Genomic DNA, 19,781 nt, shown 5'->3' with positions numbered 1-19,781 from the left:
TCTCCTTGCGTCTTGCAGGCGGTATGCTCTTGGGGCCCACGGGAGCATCGACATCAAAAACTATGGCTTCGTCGCGCTTAAGGAACAAAATCCGATAGCGAATCCCAGACTCAGGGTTTCGCACAATTTCTCCTTCGGCAATAGAATGTCTGTGCTTCATTAGACCGCTGACCCGTCCTGTGCAAGTTTGTCCAGCGCGTTCGGGCAAACATGCAGCTCTCGAATCTGGTATCCGACATCCCACTCTCGTTGCATGTCGAACGTCACGACGCCGTTTCCCATGAGGTTCGTCAGCAGATAGTGCGTATCGCCTGATGTCAGTCCAAGTCTTGCGTCGAACTCCGTACAGAATTCGGCGTAGGTCACGGTTTTCCGCTGAGGGAAGAGGTCGAGTAGGACCCGCTGCAAACTGCGAGCTTGCTCAGGCGAGAAGTCAGGGTGCAGGGACAGATTCAGCGCGAATCGAATGCGGTCAAAGTTGCGCAGAACCACCTTTGGTAGCTCCCTTTCGGTCATGACATAGAAGTGAACTCCCCGCTCGAGCCAGTAGTTGCGTTCGATTAGGAGTTTTTCGACGACTCGATGATTTGCCAGCTCGGATGACGGTTTCACTGACAGTGCTACATACTCCACGATGCCCGCGACGATGCGAGTGAGCAGAAGGTCCGTAGTCATAACGGTATTGATGCTTGTCTGCGGGTAGCGTGGATGCACACAGCCGAGTGCTTTGGCGATGCGCCGCGTATCTTCTCGATTGAGCGGGTACGCTTCACGGATATCAATTATTCCGTCGAAAAGCAGGCACCAGAGATATACCTGATACTCGAGGTAAGAGAGGAGGTGGTGAATACGGCCTGTAATTTCGCCCCAGACTCGATGGGAAAAACCTCTCGAGGGGACATCACTGACCCGCAACCACGGTAGGTAGTGCGAGCCGGCCCCTTGGCCTCGGCCCTGCTTGACCCAGCGCTGGATTTTCCTCTCGCTCCATTGGTAACGACTACGTCCCACGGCTTCTCCTGAATCGGAAGCTGATTTTCGTTAGTCCATCTGAGCACCGAATTCCAATCCTCACTACGCACCATCCATTTGATAGAAATGATGCGAATGAAACGCCATTCCGGAGCGGAAGTAAACTTGCCGATTAAATAAAGTATATTTGGTGAACTTGATAGTTAATTAATTGGAATTCGTGTTTCGCCCTGCCAAAATATTTGAATGCGGGGCCCCAGGCGGGAAATCTCGCTTGTACGAGATTTATCTTTGGCGTGCGGGCAGAGGAGTTGCGTCGATGCGAAGAAGGCGTGCGGAGGTTGTGTTTCGCAGCCGCAGGGCCACTTTGTCGGATGGCTTCAGTGCCACGGATAGCGGCTCGTTTCGTGGCTGACGATGCGTAGGAACGAGTCCTTCAAGCAGTGAGAGGCATCGAACTCAGGTGAGCGTCGAAGAAGTAAGGGTATGTGCAGCGAGCCACGCCTCGACGTCAGTCTCCCGCCATCGCAGCATCCGCGTACCGGGAATGTGCAGCCGAGGCGGGACGGCCAAGGGATTCCGTCGTAAGTCCTTCTTGAGGGTTTCCGGACTCCGGCCGAGGACGGTCGCCAGTTCGTGTATATCCAGCAGGTTCTGCATGCAAAGCTCCTCGATGAGGCCCGCGGGCGGGATGGCGCCACGGCGTGCCGATATGTGCCGACAGGCGACACAACGGCATATAGCTATCGCAGCGGAGGTTCAGGAGCGACATGTAGCGATGGCGCCTCTGATGCTGCGATGGGGCACGTTGTTCAAGTGCCGGTTAGTAGATGGGTTCGCTGCCACAACTTTTGAACGGCACTCGCGACGAGGTAGAACACGCCGGTGAGGAGCGCGGCGGGGGACTCGCCGCTACGCACCATTTGAAGCGCATCGTCAAGGGAACAAAAACCGTTTGGGATGTGCCATCATCATCCCCATCATTCTTGCCTAGCTGTTGCAGATAGATGAGTGGACCAACCTTTCCTGTTGAACCTCGCGTTGCCGTCCTCGTAGACTGCGACAACACAACCCCCGAAATCCTTGAGTACGCGCTCAGAGTCGTCGCCCAGTTTGGTCGTGTTGTGCTCCGTCGTGGCTACGGCAACCACAGCACTCTCGCAAAGACGTGGCAGGAGGCGTTGGTTCGTCAGGCATTCACTCCGTGTCTTCAGTATCAATACGCCGCGGGAAAGAACACCGCTGACATTGCCCTTGCACTAGATGCGCTTGAGGCGATGTTTGACCATCGAGCAGACAAGTTTTGCATCGTCACGAGTGACTCCGACTTCGCCTACCTATGCCGAAAGCTCCGCGAACGGGGTGCGACGGTGTGTATCGTCGGCGAGTCCAAAACGCCTGAAGCGTTGCGCAATGCCAGCGACCAGTTTTTCGAGTGGGTCGCACCGGCGCCCACGGACGCGGAGCAAGCCGGTACCAAGGCGATTCAGGAAAAATCCGAGCAACCAAAGCCGACGACAATCAAGCGGAGGCCTCGATTCGTGGTTGAGGCAGTCGAACTACTCGCAGAAAGCACGTCGGAAGGGCAAGTGCACTTGAGCGCTTTGGGGCAATACCTCAAGCGTACTGACCCAGGCTTCTCTCCTGCAATTTACGGGCATTCTGGTCTGCTGGATATGCTTAAGACGTACGACCTGCTTGCTCTCAAAAAAGCAGATGGCGGGCACTACACGGTCGGACTGCGTTCTTTGGCATCGACTGGGAGTAATGGCGCGACCGTTACTGCGCCCGCTCATGCCGGCGCGTCCCAAGCCGAAGTCGAGGGGTGATTTCGCTCGCTCCTGCGGCCATTCAGGCCGCTTTGAGGAGGCTCCATGTCCAGTGGTGACAGCAGAGACAAAGGTGCATCGTGTCACAACTATCCCACTGCCGCCTTGTCGCCTGATTCCCTTCGGCTTCTCGAGCGATTCGGAGGGCGGCTGCGGCGTTCACGCTTGCGACGTCACCTACAGCTAAGGCAGTTCGCGGAGCGTGCTGGAATTTCAAGCGAGACGCTACGAAAGGTTGAGCGCGGCGACCCGGACGTCGCAATACGTGCATATCTCTCAGTGCTAGAAGCACTACAGTTGCAGGCTGACATGGATAAGCTCGTGGCAGTCGACCCGAGCGAAGGGAGGAAGGAAGATGCATCCAATGCGGCATCTGATGAGAAATCTGCAGCGCCGTCTGAGTCCATGGAACTCCCCACTGACGCTGAACTCATGCAGCTTCTGTTCGCATCACTGGAAAATGAGTTGGAGAATGACTGGTGCGTGGTCTTGCCCCTCCCCTAGGCTCGAACCGTAAGCAGGCCACCTATCCGGCCTCACTCGTGCGCCGGTTCTGAACCGATAGCGCTTGGTAAGCCGGCAGCTCTACTGGAGGACGGCATGAGCATTCATGAGATTCGCGACGCAAGGTCCGTTCGTGCCGCGATGTCGGAGTACGACCGAGTTGGCAGAACGTACTTCCTTGAGAAGTACGGGTTCGGCAAGTCTCGCGAGTACATGCTCCGAGATAATGCCACTGGTCGTCTCTATGACTCGAAGGCTATCGTGGGGGCAGCCTACGGATATGCCTTCCCTGAGCGCGGCCCCCTTCAAGCCTCCGAGTTTTCAGGAGGCGAGGCGACCGTCGAATCCTTGTTGGCCGACCTAGGCTTTGAAGTCGTTCGTGTGGGCCAGGACTGGAGCCGCGAAGAGGTCGAAGCCACCGTCACCGACTACTTCGAGATGCTACGTCTGGAGGCCACCGACCAACCGTACAACAAGTCGGAACATAACGAGACACTGCGGCAGCGATTAAAAGCGCGGAGCAAAGGCTCCATCGAGATGAAGCACCAGAACATCTCGGCGGTCCTCGACCAGCTCGGTCTTCCATACATACGTGGCTATAAACCCCGTTCCAATCTACAGGACCTGCTGCGCGAGGTAGTCGTTGCTGAGGTGCAACGTTCGCAAGAGGTTCTACGAGCCGTCGTTGACGCAATTGAGGACCGTACTACCCCGGGCAACCGCAACTACCGTGGGGTGCTTATTGAGCCTCCGATGCCAGAGGCGTTGCCACCGCACCGGCGTCGAGAGCGCCTCCCAAGGCGACTAGATTACGCAGCGCGGGACGAGCATAACCGTAACCTCGGTCGAAACGGGGAGGTATGGGTCGTCGGCTATGAGGGGGCTCGACTCGAAGATGAGTCTCGTCCCGACCTAGCTTCTCGAATCGATTGGGTATCCGACCGATGCGGTGACGGGACGGGTTACGACATCCTGTCCTACGAACCAGATGAGGTCGCTCGCTTCATTGAGGTCAAGACGACTAACGGTAGCCCGCTCACGCCCTTCATCGTGACTCAGAACGAGGTGGAGTTCTCGGAAGAGGCTGAAGACGCGTTCTGTCTATACAGAGTGTTCGACTTCGCGCGGGCCCCGGGACTTTTTATCCTGCGCGGACCGCTGACCGCGTCAGTCCATCTCGCGGCCCTCGACTACCGCGCAAGGCTGCGGGCATTGGGGCATTGAGAGCCACGGCTAGTTACGAACGCCTCGACACGCCGAATACTTCGCGCAGCCCCAGACTCATTGCCCGCATTGCGGCCTGATTTAGCAGTACGGCGGACCAGCGCGCGGCCGCATTTTGGGCATACAAAGCGGCTAGGGATTTGCCATGAGGTCTCAAAAACGTTTGCGAATAGCTACGTTAAGCGTAACTATTCGCAAAGGAATAGTAGCTTTGAGCAAACGGCCGCTAGGCGGGCTCGGAAAAGACCATCAAAGCGCGGCGGAAGACAATACGAGTCCCACAGTCTGGGTCCAAGCTCGAGGTACTCGACTACCGGGCGAGGTTGCGCGTATTAGGGCAATGAGCTCCGCCGCTAGTTGCGAATGCCTCGACATGCCGGGTACTTCGCACACCCCCAGAACTCGCTGCCCGCATTGCTGCCAGATTTCGCCGTACGGCGGACCATGGTGCTACCACATTTTGGGCATGCAGGATTCGCAGGGGGCGCAGCATCAGGCCTCGGAGCGGGTGCCTGCGCGTGAGCGCTTACTTTGACTCCGCCAATCATGCGACGCAACCCGCGAGCATCCACCAGGCGTATGGAACGACCTTCTGCAAACGCCTGGGCATCGGCAGTGAAGCTGCCGGAGGCGGCTACGAAGCCGCCCACCGCACGTTCGGCAGTCATTACGCCGTACAGTTCACGCACTGTGGCAACACCGACCTGCCGAGCCTTCCACTGCTTGCATTGGATGAGGTATTTATCCCTTCCTTGGTACGCCTCGAGGTCAACCCCGCCGTCCGGTCCGTCGCCGCCACGCTCCACTACGCGGTACCCCTTCTGGCGGAACGTCTCAGCGACCAGACCTTCGAACTCGCGCCAACTCATTTTGTTCAGCGCGTCTGCGGAGGAATCGGTCGCAACACGCCCATGCAGCTCACCCTGACGGCGGCGCCTGAAAAAGGAAACACCCGCTCCGACGAGGAACGCGAGTGGGACGACATACTGAAGGACGCCTGAGACCGTCGTCCAGATGCCCGTTACGGCAACATCAGCGATGGTCTTCCCCATCGCTTTCAACGCATCCGGGTGAGCTGGTAACGGGGGCTGCACGGCAAAGTGGTGCAGTACCAGATAGGCGACGAGCGCCAACGTCACACCGACCTGCCACGGCAAGTGGGCGGCAATCTCCATTAAGTCCTCGATGGGTGAGGTCTTGCGTCTACGGGCCATGGCTCAATCAATTTGGATAGTTAGTTATCTGTCAAGTGACCGGGAATTTCCTGCCACCCGGAACCGTCAAAATCCCGACGCACAAGGCCTCTCGGCAAAGCGGCCACGCCGACGAGCTGAGGCAGCACTCACTACCTTCGGGTCAATACGAAAAACACAATCGCGCCGAGAACCCAGACCCACCAGGGGACTCCCGAACTTTTTGGCGCACTAGTCGGTGGCACTTTGTAATGAGGTTGCCCGACCCCGACTGGCCGATTAGCAGAGCCTGCGGCTGGTCGCGCACCCGTTCCCGGTGGTGTCGACTGCCGTGATTGCTGCCGAATGTTATCGAGTAGCTGTTGATTTGCCGTAGCCCCTCTAGTGACGCTTCCCCCGGTGCCAGATGCGGGTGTCGGCCGTGCTGCTCCACTAGCCCCGAGCCTGATTCCTTCGAGCACTTCCTGATTGGTGCGGGCGCTAGGCGCAGTTGGTGCAGTCGTAGTCCGCGTAGGTGCCTCCAAGCGATACTGCGCCTCCCCTTGAGTCAGCTCGCTTATCTGTGACAGCGCAGCAACGGTTATCGAGATGTGCTCGTACTTGAATTTGGGGTTGCTATACACGGGCTCAACGAGTCCGCGTATGGTCACCCATTTGCCCACCCACGCCTTAGTTGGTCGATTCCCTCCCTTTCCGAGCGCGTCGCTCCAAATTGCTAATTTCACGCACTTTCCGGTCCAAGGAGCGAAATTCACAAATATGTACGGTTTTCCGTACTTGCTCCTGCTCTCGCTAACATCTACTACCTTGCCAACCAACTCGACCATCCTGCCGATGCTTCGGGCAAATGCAGCGTAGTCCCCGGCATTGAGGACTGGGTACTGGCTGATGTAGCCGGCTCGGGCCTGCGACCTTGAGGTTACCGCTTCCACCTTGACCGACGGGATTCCGGTGCCCGCGAGGAAGTCGCGAAGTGCAGGAACGTCAGAGATGCGGCCGGCACAAACGGAAAGGAAATTCTGTGCGTCACGTGCTAGTGACGGTATCTGCCTGATGTCGGAGAGTGTCGGGGACGCGCCGGGGTCCTTGAAATCGTTCGCCCGAAACAGAATCACACCGGCGCCGCTCTGCGACGAGTTCCATAGAGAAGGCCGCTCACAAAGCGCGCGCAGTGCTAAGTTCAGGGAGATGAACGAAAATCGGTCCAGCTTTGCGTCGAAATCGGCCGGACCGCGATTCGGGTGCTGATAGTCGCGATGCCCCATCTCGGAGCCCCCGAGCGAGGCTATCTCAGGAACAAACATCCCGTCGTAATCGATGAGTTGCAGGCGCCGTCCGCCGTCGGCGACCATGAGGTTCCCCTCCTGAAGGTCGCCATGCGCGATTCCGTTCTTCTCCAGATATTCGGCAAGCAGGGTAAGCGACGCCAGGAGTTGGGTCAGCTTTGCCCTGTCGGAGTAGTTCCCCTCGACGAACTCCCCAAGGGTCTCGCCCTCCGCCCATGCCATCTTGACGACCGGGTATTGGGCGGAGCCGACTTTGACACCTCGCGGCTGAAACTCGAAGTCAACAAAGTAACTGGAATTGAGCCCCTGCAGCTTCCTCGAAATGGCCGCGTAGCGTCTTTCAAGGTCCTTCGCTTCCCGATGAAAGCAACGAACCGCGTACTTTTTGCCCGGCGACAGCTCGACAGCATAAGTGAGTGCGAACCCACCTGAGACGACTACCGGTAATCCGAGCCCGGACGTCCGAATTCGCCCCTTCGCCAGCAGCGGGTCGGCGAAAGCGCTGGCCGGGTGCTGTAGTGTCTCCTGATACTGTTCGAGGGACGGGTATGCCATTACTGAGCCGACTCTCCGGAGATTCGCACCCGAACAACCGTCGAATCGTCCAGCCTGATGCGCTTTTCGTTTCGGAGGCGAACAATCAGCGCCTGAAACTCCATTTCGTCCACGACGGCGGCCAAGAGCGCAATAGGGCACTCGTCGCCGGCATCTCGCTCCCTCAACATCCACTGCCCGACAGCATCGGTGACGAAGAGGAGAACATCGCCCTTCTGGACTTGCCATGACCGCGACGAGTTGTGCTCGAAAAAACCCGGCTCTCGCAGGAATTCATTAGCGCTGGGTACCGTGGCAAGAAGCTGTGGTCGGGCGTCGAACTCCGCGGCCTCGGTGAAGGGAAACGTTGTAAGTAATTCCGCATCACGAAGGTGCGCTGCGAGGCAATCTCCGACAGCAAGAACCTCAAGGTCCTGCCCATTCGGTGCAAGCTCGGCGCCCATCAGCGTGGCAAAGCTTCCTCGCTCGAACGCTGCCTGCCGAGACCACGACAAGGTTTCGATGTCGATTGAAGCGACGTACTCGGACACCGCCTCGTCCAGCCATTCGACGTTGAATTTGTTGTCCCAGACATAGCGCTCAACCAAGAGCTTCGCCCAAGTCTGCGAGTCGTAGGACTCCGAGGCACCGTCGGAGACCGCGAGGCGGTCCCCGCTCGCAGACATTGCCCACGCGTCTTCGTTCAGTTCGGGCCGGGCGGGGTCCTTGGCGACTGTAGCTGCGAGTTCGACGACAAGGCGCATGCGTACCTACCGCAGCTGGGATGCGCGCGTTCCGATATCGAAGAAATCAACGATTTCGCCCGCCTCGGCGTTGAACACGTACCCCCGCGACTCAAACGAGACGTTGTGCCCCTTCTCCTGGGTAACCTTAATAAGGTGTTCCGGCAGTTGGGATGACATCCGGAACAGGAGTTTCGCGTATTGGTCGGGAAGGCTCGAATCGGACGCCGGGAATGAAATCGGATTGCCCGGCCTAGAGCTGACGTGCAGATTCAGGATAAGGACGTTCCCGTCGTTGGTCCTGAATTGTCGGAGGGTGTCTGCCAAGGATTCTGGGTCCCCGTCGGTCGATTCTCCGTCGGTCACGTGAAGCACCGTCGGAGGATAGCTGTTCGGGTGCGCGTCGCACCAAGCGGCCAGCTCCTCGGCGGCGCGGGTAATGGCCGCACACATAGGGGTACCGCCGTTCGCAACGGGTTCGAACCAAACCGGGAACTTGACCGCCTGCTCAATAATGCCGCCTGCACCGTCATCCACCTTGCGTTTCCGCTCTTCCACTCGGAGCGGACCTGCCTCGATGCTTGAAATCGGATGCAGAATTTTACCGGCCAACGAGCCTTGCAGTCCGTTACGCGCGTCGCCGTCCCCGTACCCGATGACGCCGACCTCGAAGTAGTCCCGAACGCCATCCGCCTTCATGCACCTGGTCACGAGATTCATCAGCGTGCGGTTCAATACGTCCGCGACAAACTGGGCCTTCGTCTTGTCACTGTTGGCCATTCGGTCTGTCATCGACCCGGATTGGTCGACCAAAAACAGAAACGCCGTTGGGTCCGTTCGCTGGATAGGTGCTTGATAGGCCACAAACTTCTCCTAATAGTGTTCGAAATCGAGACTGCGAACGCAACAGCAGCCATTTCCGCCACCGCCGCAAGTCTTACGAATTTAACATAGCCCCATCCACAATTCGGCACAAAGCTGTCCCAAACAGCATGACTTCGGCCGGGAGCGACCCGGGATTGCTCGGGTTCGGTGACGCGCCCCTGCAACGCCATTTCGTGCACAGGAAGGTGAGGGCTATCCGTGGGTGGTCTGAGCGACCAGGCGACTGAGCGCGCACGTAACGCATCGTGCACACTCGCTGTGCTGATGCCTCAGTCACACACATCCCAGCGAAGTGGCTATGATTTCCGTATGGAATCGCGCCACTGCCCATTCTGCACGCTACCTGCAGCGCGCATCGTCGCTCAGAACGACTACGCACTCTGGATTTACGACGGCTTCCCCGTCTCGCTTGGGCATAGCCTCATCATCCCGAAACGTCACATCGGCTCGTTCTTCGACGCTAGCACCTGCGAGCGAGCAGCCCTACTGGGACTTCTCGACCAGGCAAAAGCCACCGTCGATGCTGAGCATCAGCCGAACGGGTACAACATCGGCATCAATGACGGCGAGGCGGCGGGCCAGACCGTGCCACACCTCCACCTGCATCTGATTCCACGCTTTCTGGGGGATGCTGCCGACCCGCGGGGCGGAGTTCGCTGGGTCATCCCGGGCAAGGCCGATTACTGGTCAGGACGTTAAGGTGCCGCCGCCGTTGCCCCCGCCATCCCCGGAAGCCCAGCTGTGGTTCCTGACGAAGCTGCAGCGCCTCTTCGGCGAGGGGGATTTCACTGCGACGTACAAATTTGCCCTGCTCATCTCCCTGGCCGACTTGGCGGTCGAGCTCGGCGCCGATGATGGAAGTGAGTTGATTCTGGCTAATCGGCAGATTGGTGAGCGTTTCATCGCTCTCTACTGGCAACACAGTCTTCCGTACAGCTCAGGCCACCCGAGCAGTGCTCCTGCGGTCCTCGTGCAGAACAACGGTGCCCAAGCCGCGGTGGTTTCAGCCATCAGCACCTTTCGGGCGAACTGCGCCGCGACTTCCCCTCAAGCCGCGGCCCGACAGCCAGGCTTCCGGGCACTCGTGAGCGTTGTCACCAGCACGGTCTCTGCACAGCCGCTTAACTACCTCCAGAACTTCGGAGGGGGGACGGACGAGTTCCTGTACGAACGCGCTGGCGCAGGGAAGGTGCGCTTAAAACCGGGCGTCGCCTACTGCTTACGGCGCTTCTACCCCCTCGTGCAGCAGCTGGCCCGTACGCACTGGATTGACCACATCAAGCAGAACAGCCGCAACCAGAGCATCCTCGGTGCTGCAGACGATTTGGAGGACTTCCTGTTTTCGTCCTCAAGGCAGTCATTGCAGGTGATGGCTGCTGGTCTGCGTAAGCTCGACGGCACCAAGTGCTTCTACTGTGGGAATGCGGTCAGCACCGCGGACGTGGACCACTACATCCCTTTCTCGCTGTATCCCCGAGACCTAGCACACAACCTCGTTCTGGCGCATCCGTCATGCAACCGAAGCAAGTCCGACACCCTGGCAGCCCTGCCGCACCTTGAGAGGTGGTTGGAGAGACTTCACGACAAGGGGGATGCGCTAGCCGAGATTGGTTCGGCTGCGGGATTTCAGACGGACCGGTTAGTGACCCGGCAAGTAGGCGCCTGGGCCTATACGAGCGCGCTGAGCGGTCGAAGCAAAGCCTGGCTTAAGGCCAACTACTACACCTCCATCGATGACTCGTATGCGACTTGTTTCGATTGACGGCGCTTCCGCCAGTATTCCGGCAAACTGCGCGAACCGCCTCGCAATGTGCGGAATGAACCTCCTTATGCCGCTGGCCGGACTTTCGGAAAAGACGAGGTTGTGTGGGAGGCCTTGCGCGCTCATTCAAAGGGAAAGCGCCCGGCGGAGCGCGCTGTACCTCATCGCGAAACTGCGCTGTGAACGGCAAGATGACCAGGGGGGGCACGGCTTCCGTTCGTTGACGCTGGCCGCCATAACAATGGTGATGACGCGCGGTGACTCGAGGACGGACGCTTGGGCTTGCCTCGCCTGACGGCAGTGCAGAGGAGGCGACCTTTCTGCATAGTGCGAACCTTCGCTTAGCTCTCGTTCTGGTTAGTTGCTATCCGCAATCGTCTGCTTCATTCGCGTGAAGTGCTGCACGTCGCACTCCTCTATGAGCGCGAGAAGGTCACGTAATACTTCAGGAGCTTCGGCCAACGCAGATGCTTCGTCATGCCCTTCGGCAATCAGTTCGGCGTGGGAGTGCGTGTCCAAGAACCTCAGAATTCGGGTCTTCTTCGGGCCGTCAAAGTCGATAGCCTCCAGCCGTGCATGTAAGCTAGGGTGGTCCGGAACCTTGAACACAAGGAAAGCCTCTAGCAAGCGTCGTGCTAGGTTGGGCAGTTCGTAATATGTCTGTAGGGGTGCCCCGTTCTGGAGCGAGCTTGCTTCAACGACTCGCTTGAAGAGGTAGTGGTACTCGGATTCATAGTTGCGCAGGAATGGGTCCAGGGCTTCGAGAGTCGAACTTCGCTTCCCGTCCGTGAAAGTGGCTTTCAGCATGTAAAAGCGCGCCTCGAGTCCTCGTTTGACCTTGTTTCGGTTGATGAACGAGAACCAGTTCCGCACCTGCCGCAGAAAGGTGTAGTTGTGGGTGAGAACAAAGAGCTGGCCCGCCTCGCTCAGCCTGCGTTTCATGAAGCCAAATGCATTGAAGATGGTGTTCGTGTCGAGGCTCGAGATGGGGTCATCAATCACAACGATTCCGCTCTCAACGTCGAAGGACCGGTCTTGAAGCGATTTGAGGAAGTACAGGAACGCAATAGACGTACGCTCCCCCTCACTCAGGTTTGTGGCAGCTCCGTCCCGCCGAGTCAGCCGGTATCCGGTTTCCTCGACCTCGAAGCGGATTTCATCGTGTCCGAGATAGGCAACCAATTCTCGGTTCAACTCGTCGGCGGGCTGGCGATGGTCTCGGATGTCCTTTTCAAGGGCATGCATCATTCTCTCGGTGTCCGCCCGAGCTTCCTGAGCTGATTTATGTGCCCTCTCCGCCTCGTCAAGCTGGTTCTGCCTTTCGGTCCAGTCGGAGAGGCAAATCGCCAGCTCGTGAAGGTGCAGTTTCTCGCGCGCTAATTTGACCCGCTCGGCAAATGACTCAGTCTTGGCATTGTGCTTGGTGACCAAGAGCCGGATGCGCTCGAGTGCGCGCTTACCCATGAACTCGCCAATGGTTGGCAGGCCAGCGGAGAGAGCGTTCAGCAATCTCGACAAGAGGGACTGTTCGGGCTGCGACACGCCGCTACCGCCCAACAGCAAGTTCTCAAGCTCCAAGTTTTCGAAGACTCGCTCCTGCTTGACCTTTACTGCAGTAGCAAGAGCGAAAAGGCCGCCTCGGACATTATTCAGGTGACCCTTAAACTCAGCACAGGCCGCCTCGTAGTCCGCCCGAAGCTCGGGGTAGAGGTCCTTGCTGCCAGGAAGGCTGACAACGTCCAGAGCGCTAGCCTCCCGCTCGATGCGTCCAACCAAGCCCGCCAAATTCTGAGTGAACTGGCGGAACTGGTCATTGAAGTGCGCCTCAAGCCGGCGAAGGCGCTCGGCAGGCAACGGTTGATTGCAGAACTTGCAGGTCGTGACATCGCCATCGGTGTGCAGCGGTAGGCCGCTGCCGACCCAGGCAGCTACGGTCGGATTTGCTGCCAATTCTTCAATGACGGCGGACACGACGGTCTTGCGGAGAGCTTCTCGCGCTTCCTGCTGGAGCTTCATTACATCAGGGAAGGCGACCGGCGGCAGCTGCACTGCGGCCATCGGCTGCGCATCCTTCAGGTCGAGCAAACCTTGGCGTTCCTCTGGTGACAGCTGAGGCGTGGGCGAACTGGCGAAAACTGACATCTTCGCCCTGAAGTCGGCTGCGTTGTAGTTGTTGAAGCTGCCGCCTGGGGCAACCAACAAATTTTTGATTGAGCGTGCAGTGCTTGTGGCGAAGTCGTCGAGGTCCTTCTTGGCTTTCGTCTCTTGGGCCGAGGCCGCTCGGATGGACTCGGTGAGTGCTGGCACGCTTGCCTTGAGCGCATCAAGTTGTTGCTGCTTCTCGGCGCTTTCTTCGCCGAACACAAAGACAGGCGGCAACTGACCAAGGGCTCCGCCACTGCTTTCGAAGACGCTGCGTGCGACAGTATCGCGATTGAAGACGCGCACCTGCGGTAGCACCGTCTGAGATAGGGACTTGCCGGAAACGGTCATGCCGTCGAAGACAAAGTCGACATCGCCTTCGAGGACGCCTGTGCCTGCTTGGATAGACCTAAAAAGCCCGGATAGTGTCGTTTTCCCGGTGCCGTTCCATCCGTAGATGAGGTTGAAGCGCCCAAACTCCTCCAAGGTGGCCGGCCAAGTGAAGTTCTTGAAAATCCTGTGGCCGCGAACCTTGCCAAAGCGCATGAGCTTCATTGTGCCTCCCTCTTATGCTTATATCTTACTGCATGACAGGAGGCGAGGTTGGTATAGGGAGGTCGGGATGAGAGTCTGAAAGGATAAGGCTGCCAGTGTGCTCGTCTTGCCTCAGGCGAACCTGAGATGGGCCATCACCCGTCGGGCTGCGAAATGTCTTGGCCGAAGGCAAGGGTTCGTGCTCTACGAGCAGGTGGTGGTCGAGGAGATGCCCGACGTGCTGTTCGTCTTTTACCTGGATGGACTAGCGCGGCGAGCAGTGCTAGGGCAGGCCGCCGCGGCGTGATACGAACCAGAGAGTGCCAGTCTTGCTGGCGTGACCGGTGCGAGCGACTCCACGAGCAAAGCGTGCCGCAGGAAGGGAGATTTCTTCATGCGAAGCTACAAGGTGCTAACGCCTCGTCTTGAACGCCACTGACGTGACTGCGTCGCTGAAGAGTTCCTTGCACTGCCGAAATAGTAAGATGCGCCGTACCTCGAATGACTAGAACAAAAGCGAAGGAGGGAAGATGTTTGTGACAGGTAATGGCTATCTTAAGGCGGTGAAGGACGTCCTCAAGTCCGAAAACAAGCAGGTGGTCTATCTGGCGGTCGCCTTCTGGGGGAAAGACGCAGACACCTTGTTCAAACAGTTGCCGGCGCGTGCCGAGGTACGCGTCATCTGCAACCTAACGTCCGGCGGCACGAATCCAATGACCATCCGGAAACTTCAGACGCTGGTGCCGCGGGTCGCAGTCCGGCAACTGAACGACTTGCACGCCAAGGTCGTCTGTGGCGATGAAGTGGCTGTCATCGGCTCCGCGAATTGCTCCACAAATGGATTGGCATTGCAAGGCCAGCAGTGTGCAGGCTGGCGCGAAGCCGGTTTGCGGACGGAGGATGCTGACGTCCTGGCGGATGTACGCCCTTGGCTCGAGACGCTTTGGCTGGCTGCCCAGGAGATTGAAGAGGCTGACCTTGCCCTCGCCCAAGCCAACTGGGACCGCAGACGGGCCCTTACCAACAAAGAGCATGCCGGGCGGTTTATTTTCGACGAGTTCTTCGACAAGGACTACTGGGACGGAAAGCGGGTATTCCTAGCAATTTACTGCACGGAAGCGTCGGAGCAGGCTAGCCGTGAATGCGAAAGAATTAAACAGCGCGAGGACCGAAAAGCGACGGCGGAGACCTGCGAGGAATCTGTGCTGGATTTCTATGAGCAGTGGCCCGGCCTGCCCGTGGATGCAGTCATTATCGACGTCTGGTACAAACGGAGAAGCAAAAAGGCCGTGGTCGACGACACTTGCTACCGCCGACTCCCGGCCCTGGATGTAGCGCACTTTATGACGGAGACCGGCGAGGACTCCTCCTTGCAAATCGTCCAAGTCGCATCTGGCATCGAGGAGTTCCCTTTTGGGGCGAGGGAAGCCAAGGCAATTCAGGCGAAACTAAACGAAGAGGTCGACGGGAAAGCCCGGATTCTGCGTCTTTGGAACAGCAAACCCAAAGGCGACGAGTCGCTGGTCGCCCCCTTCTCCGCGCTGTTCGACTGAGGCCTGGGGCGCGCAAGGGGCGGTAGGCGCATCAAATCGGGGCGGGTTCGAGGTTTCGACCCGAGGCGAGGTAACACGGTAACGGACAGTGTATCGCCCGCTCTTTCCCGTCTCAAGTCCTACCGCTTCATCTTACGCGTATGCCGTATGAGCGCAACCGAGGACCTATGCGAGTTCCGGTTCGCCCCTGCGGCCAAGCCTCGAAGCTCCAGTTGTGAGAGTGTCTGTCTCGCGTCAGTTTTGTTTCTTGCTCGCAACTTGGCTCACCACCACCGTCAACTTCTGGCTCAGTTGAATGGTCACCACGCGCCGAGCTGTAACGACAGTTCTTTCGCCCCTTATTGGTGTTCCGTCCCGGGAGCTCCGGCTTGACACGAAGCTGAAAACCTCCAAAGCCCAACAGCTTGATGTCATTGCCCGCCTCAAGTGCGGAACTGATTTTCTCGAGGGGGCTGCATTGGATTGGGTAATTCTGTTTAGTCGTTTCTAATTAAGGTCGGTATCGCCGGCGCTTATTCTGCGGCCTCTGAATTGGATGCACGGCGCGCGGGATTGCGTCGTGAATTATACAATCCCGCACCTGGTGCCCTAGTGGATAAAAGCCGGAATTCAAACCGGCTTCATCTTAGTCATCGTCATCGTCGGCCCAAGCCTCTTGCTGCGCTTGGCATGACGAACAAAGCTCGCCGTTCGTGACGTAGCAATAATTCTCCCCTTCCGGAAGCGCGTCTGCATAAAGCGTGCAGCAGCAGGCTGCACACTGGTAGTGGTATGCGGTCATAGATGTCCCCTTCCGATAGGTAAATGCTCAATCGTCATAATGCGAGTAGTCTTCGAAAACTTCTTCGTCGTGCGGCTCGTACATACGGAATCGTCGAGAAATTGCACACATGTCTGACGAAGTTGTGCCTTTCTCGCGGTTCAATGACAGGGCGCGGCCAAAGGCTTCCTCCCTGTCAAAGCCAAAGTTGAACGACGTCAGCTCCCCGTCGCGGCAACCTTCTTGAACAACCACAGGGACGAACGAATCCTCTGGGCCGTTGGGGAGTTCGGGTACGTATAAACACTTCCTCTTGGGGCGAGCTATCCCCGTCAGCTGCGTCAGGAAGTTGTCCGTGAGGGACGCTTCATAGCCGTCATCGTCAAACATGAGCGATTGATACTTGAACCGGCGTTCGCGCTCCGGGTAGTACTCGGCCATGGTGTATTGCTCGTTCAGCCACCACAGAAATAATGTGATTTTTGGTCTTGACGAGGCAATCACAATCGGTGCTACCGGGGTCCACGGGAACTTGCTCCACCGACGTAAGCGGTCTCGGTCTGACGCATAGGACACAGAGCGAGAGCTATCCGGCTGTGAGTACTCAAATGGAGTTCCCCGGACATTTTTTCCTATGCGGTCGAAGACAGACTGCGCAAGGAAAGTTGCCGTTTCGTGCCGGCTAATTGCGCTGTTGCGCGACCATACGAAATGCTCGGATGCCACTTGCCCTTCGACAATGACACGTGCGACGCCAAAGAACACGTCATACCACTGGCCCCACGTCGTTTCTGGCACATCAGGCACAGTAGCGGCCATTGCGTTCCAGTCACGGAAGCCATCAGAGTGCGAGATGGCGTTCAGCCATTGACCATGCTTGAGGGATACGGAGACAAACGAACAAGAAGCCTTGAGATAAGCAGCAAGCTGCTTGGCTTCAAAAGAGGTGAGATGAGACATGCCTTACTCCTCGCATGAGCACGCGATAGAACAGGGCCTCCCATTTCCGTTCTGTGCTCAGTTGTGGAGCAAGACGAAAAAATCTCAACTGCGAACTACAGGGATTCACCGTGCCCCATCAGGGGCGGGAGGGGCTGGCTCCCTAAGCCGGAGGTGATGATATGCCATACGGGCGCGCCCTGCAACGGCTGAGCCGCGCGAGGCCCAAGCGGTTGTTCGCCTTGCTCCTCCCCGTAACACCTACAACCGCGAATCTCGTTCTGACCCTTTCTCGTTCATGCGGCTACGCTCGTAGGAGACTTACCGCACCGTTCCTGTGTTGCTATAAGGGATGCGTGATGCGTCACGCATCCTTGACAAATGTATGGAGCATGAATGTTGCGGGTCTGCATCCTGGAGCAATACCATAGACAGATGATGTCCAGGACTTTGGGCGTACGGCCCCCGTCCTCAACTCGAGAGCTTACGTCCCATGGCAAGAAGAAAATCTGGCGGAAGTGGCGTGCTGATAGGAATCGCACTGGTGGTGTGGTTCTTGGCTTCCATCCCGAAAGAGGTATGGGGCGTGTTACTGGTCATCGGGGGTGTCGCCTTGGTCCTCTGGGCGGGCGCCAAGATATTCGGAGCAAAGAAGGAGGTGAGCCCCGCGGTGTCCGCGTCACCCCCTGAGCCATCGCCTGTGCCTCCTTCGGCGCCGTTGTCGACCAGAAAAACTTTCGCCGCCGCGCAGACGCAGGAACCCGCCCGCCTAAAGACAACCCGCACGGAGGATGAGAGCTTCGGGTCATTTGTCCTTTCCACGGAGCGCGGTGTCGCTGAGCATCAAATTCCCGCCGCTCCCCCAGGCACGTCGGAGAAGTGCCGGTGGATACCGGCCGGGGAAACCGTCAGCATTGCCGGATTCAGCATCCCTGGCGGCTTGTTGTACCTTGGCTCGGGTCCGCGTTCGGGATATGGGGTGGAACCGGCGTTAATTAACCCCGCGCTCAAGGTGACCTCGAGCGCCGTTGATGTCTCCCTGCGCCTGACGGACTACTGGCCGAGTTACTCGACCATCACTCCGGATGCGCGCCGTGCTTACCTTCAATGGCTCGCGGGAGGTCGGAAGGACCCAGCGGCCAACATCGGATACGTGTTCTTGTTCTTCTACGGGCTGGAACGTCGGATTCTGATGGAAGCCCCCCACGACTCCGTCGCTTCAGCCGATATCCCGGCCATCAAGGCAGAGGTCCGCCGGCTTCTTGGTATTTACCGGCAGAGCAACTCGTTTCGTCAGTACGCGACGAACTTCTTGGCGTATCTGGAAAGCGAGGGGTTTTCTCCCAAGACTTATCTGAACCCGCCGCCGTCTGTTGGCGAACAGACGTACGAGCTCCCGCTACCCTTGAAGGTCGGTTTGGGCCAGCTTGCAGCAGACCAAAAGGCGGTTCCAGCCAGTTGGGCGCACGCCTGGGTGCTCGCCGACCCAAATATCGTTCGTCGGACCGCGGTCAATCGATGCAGTGCTGAGTTCGAACAACTCTTCATGCGACGGTACACCGAGGCGCACGGGGAAGGGATTGTGCTGAAGCAAAATCGTACCAAGCTTCAGTTCTCCTACAGGCCCGCGTCGGGGGGATTTGGAGGCCAGCTCTTCTCCAGGAGCCTCGGCGACCTTCCCGACGTGTCTGCGGTAAAGGGACCGCTTCAAAAGCTTCAGGCCCTTGTCGACGACTGCACTGTGTCCCTTGACCCCTATAGCAGATTTGTAGGGCGGAACCCCGACAAGGCCCAGTCATTGGAAGGGCTGTTGCAGTTGCCGGTTGAGATATGGCCTGTTCCGGTTAAGTCGGAACTTGAGGAGCTGAAGTCACGTGTCGGCGACGGACTTCTGGTCATGACGTTTGGCGAGCTGTCGGGGCGCCTGAAGAGCGCCGGGCCGCTGTCGCGAGACAAGGTCCTCGGGTTGGTTCACGCGTTGGAGAGTCTGCATTTGGGAATGGAGCCGGATGTGCTTGCCGGCAATCGAATCCCTAAAGCAGAAGACAAAATTGCCCTGTTCGCCACGCTTCCCGAGGACGGGGAGGCGCGTACCGCGCCGGTGTACCAAGCTGCTGCGGTTACTCTCGACCTCGCGTGCGCGACCGCGCACTCGGATGGCGAGGCCTCTGCTCACGAACTGCTCTTGCTGACGCGACACGTCGATTCGTGGTCGCATCTCAGTCCTGGGCACCGGAAGAGATTGAAGGCACACCTGCGGCTAGGTATCGACCAACCGCCTACGTTAGCGGCGCTTAAGAGAAAGCTGGAACCGCTCGCAAGTCATGCTCGACGGTCAATTGTCCGGTTCCTTGCACATCTCACCCAAGCCGACGGAGTGGTCAGTCCGCAGGAGGTGAAGTTCCTCGAGCGGACGTACAAGGCGTTGGACCTTGACGCCAAGCTCGTCTATTCGGACCTACACGCGAGCGAAGCGCCCGAAGCACCAGTCTCCACCGAGGCGGCCCCGAAAAAGACGGCCGGGTTTTCGCTTGACCCCGTGCGTATTGCCCAGTTGCAGAAGGAGACGGCTGAGGTCTCGGCTCTTCTGGCCAACGTGTTTGTGGAAGAACTCGCGCCGCAAGTCCAGGAGTCTGAAGTTACGGCGCCGGAAGAAGAGTCGCAGCCGGGGAGCGTCGGCATTCTCGGGCTCGATGCAGACCACTCGGCCTTCCTCAGATTGCTCATTTCTCGCCGTTCCTGGGTTAAAGCGGAACTTGCAGATGCCGCGGCGGACATGGAGTTGATGCTCGACGGCGCCCTTGAACATATTAACGAGGCCGCCTTCGATGCCTTTGACGCACCGCTGACTGACGGGGATGACCCGATTGAAATTAACCTTCAGCTTCTTGAAGCCCTCCCACTATAACGGTGCACAACAC

At 58.2% G+C, this 19,781-nt stretch carries 15 protein-coding genes and 1 pseudogene; 8 read left to right on the top strand and 8 right to left on the bottom strand.

All coding sequences use genetic code 11. The features are described from left to right. Positions 1–159 precede the first annotated feature (159 nt). Positions 160–1,011: a TnsA endonuclease N-terminal domain-containing protein gene (locus tag F464_RS29990; protein ID WP_051092309.1), complete on the bottom strand. Its 852-nt coding sequence runs from the start codon at positions 1,009–1,011 to the stop codon at positions 160–162. Positions 1,012–1,431: 420 nt separating this feature from the next. Next, a complete protein-coding gene (locus tag F464_RS0116165) occupies positions 1,432–1,632 on the bottom strand; it encodes a helix-turn-helix transcriptional regulator (RefSeq protein WP_018990882.1) in 201 nt (66 codons plus the stop codon). 347 nt (positions 1,633–1,979) lie between these two features. On the opposite strand from F464_RS0116165, the gene F464_RS0116160 reads away from it, so the two are divergent. From F464_RS0116160 to F464_RS0116150, 4 genes and pseudogenes are all read left to right on the top strand, one after another. Then, a complete protein-coding gene (locus tag F464_RS0116160; RefSeq protein WP_018990881.1) occupies positions 1,980–2,801 on the top strand; it encodes an NYN domain-containing protein in 822 nt (273 codons plus the stop codon). A gap of 45 nt (positions 2,802–2,846) precedes the next feature. Next, a pseudogene (locus tag F464_RS32060) lies at positions 2,847–3,098 on the top strand (helix-turn-helix domain-containing protein); the annotation flags it as partial. 12 nt (positions 3,099–3,110) lie between these two features. Then, positions 3,111–3,305 (top strand): hypothetical protein, encoded by a 195-nt coding sequence (locus tag F464_RS31640; RefSeq protein ID WP_232428958.1) that lies wholly within the window; start codon positions 3,111–3,113, stop codon positions 3,303–3,305. A 96-nt stretch (positions 3,306–3,401) separates the two neighbouring features. After that, positions 3,402–4,529, top strand: a complete 1,128-nt coding sequence (locus F464_RS0116150) for a DUF3883 domain-containing protein (protein ID WP_018990879.1) — start codon at positions 3,402–3,404, stop codon at positions 4,527–4,529. 353 nt (positions 4,530–4,882) lie between these two features. Here the strand turns inward: F464_RS0116150 and F464_RS31635 are convergent, their stop codons facing one another. From F464_RS31635 to F464_RS0116130, 4 genes are all read right to left on the bottom strand, one after another. Further along, positions 4,883–5,398 carry a restriction endonuclease gene (locus F464_RS31635; protein ID WP_232428966.1) on the bottom strand — a complete coding sequence of 172 codons (516 nt, stop codon included), beginning with the start codon at positions 5,396–5,398 and terminating at the stop codon, positions 4,883–4,885. A 476-nt stretch (positions 5,399–5,874) separates the two neighbouring features. Further along, positions 5,875–7,563: a protein kinase family protein gene (locus F464_RS0116140; RefSeq protein WP_018990877.1), complete on the bottom strand. Its 1,689-nt coding sequence runs from the start codon at positions 7,561–7,563 to the stop codon at positions 5,875–5,877. Next, positions 7,563–8,306, bottom strand: a complete 744-nt coding sequence (locus F464_RS0116135) for a SpoIIE family protein phosphatase (protein WP_018990876.1) — start codon at positions 8,304–8,306, stop codon at positions 7,563–7,565. The genes F464_RS0116140 and F464_RS0116135 overlap by 1 nt, the downstream gene beginning before the upstream one ends. A gap of 6 nt (positions 8,307–8,312) precedes the next feature. Continuing rightward, positions 8,313–9,149, bottom strand: coding sequence for a vWA domain-containing protein (locus tag F464_RS0116130; protein WP_018990875.1), 837 nt, complete (start codon positions 9,147–9,149; stop codon positions 8,313–8,315). 330 nt (positions 9,150–9,479) lie between these two features. On the opposite strand from F464_RS0116130, the gene F464_RS28810 reads away from it, so the two are divergent. Together F464_RS28810 and F464_RS0116120 are read left to right on the top strand one after the other, a co-directional pair. Further along, complete coding sequence (locus F464_RS28810) at positions 9,480–9,869, top strand: HIT family protein (RefSeq protein ID WP_040395329.1); 390 nt, start codon at positions 9,480–9,482, stop codon at positions 9,867–9,869. A 1-nt stretch (position 9,870) separates the two neighbouring features. Next, positions 9,871–10,932 (top strand): HNH endonuclease, encoded by a 1,062-nt coding sequence (locus F464_RS0116120; RefSeq protein WP_198292281.1) that lies wholly within the window; start codon positions 9,871–9,873, stop codon positions 10,930–10,932. A 357-nt stretch (positions 10,933–11,289) separates the two neighbouring features. Here F464_RS0116120 and F464_RS0116110 read toward each other — a convergent pair whose 3' ends face one another. Then, on the bottom strand, positions 11,290–13,629 hold the full coding sequence (locus tag F464_RS0116110) for an AAA family ATPase (RefSeq protein WP_018990871.1): 2,340 nt from the start codon (positions 13,627–13,629) through the stop codon (positions 11,290–11,292). 509 nt (positions 13,630–14,138) lie between these two features. Between F464_RS0116110 and F464_RS0116100 the strand changes: the two genes are divergently transcribed. Continuing rightward, a complete protein-coding gene (locus F464_RS0116100) occupies positions 14,139–15,161 on the top strand; it encodes a phospholipase D family protein (RefSeq protein WP_018990869.1) in 1,023 nt (340 codons plus the stop codon). An 808-nt stretch (positions 15,162–15,969) separates the two neighbouring features. Here F464_RS0116100 and F464_RS31000 read toward each other — a convergent pair. Further along, entirely contained in the window at positions 15,970–16,881 is a 912-nt protein-coding gene (locus F464_RS31000) for a glyoxalase superfamily protein (protein ID WP_157353813.1), read from the bottom strand. 502 nt (positions 16,882–17,383) lie between these two features. Here F464_RS31000 and F464_RS0116090 point away from each other — a divergent pair. Beyond that, positions 17,384–19,768: a tellurite resistance TerB family protein gene (locus tag F464_RS0116090; RefSeq protein WP_018990867.1), complete on the top strand. Its 2,385-nt coding sequence runs from the start codon at positions 17,384–17,386 to the stop codon at positions 19,766–19,768. Positions 19,769–19,781: the final 13 nt, after the last annotated feature.

The organism is Aromatoleum toluclasticum ATCC 700605 (assembly GCF_000378245.1).
Lineage (GTDB): Bacteria > Pseudomonadota > Gammaproteobacteria > Burkholderiales > Rhodocyclaceae > Aromatoleum > Aromatoleum toluclasticum.
This window is presented reverse-complemented; position numbering and strand designations above follow the sequence as displayed.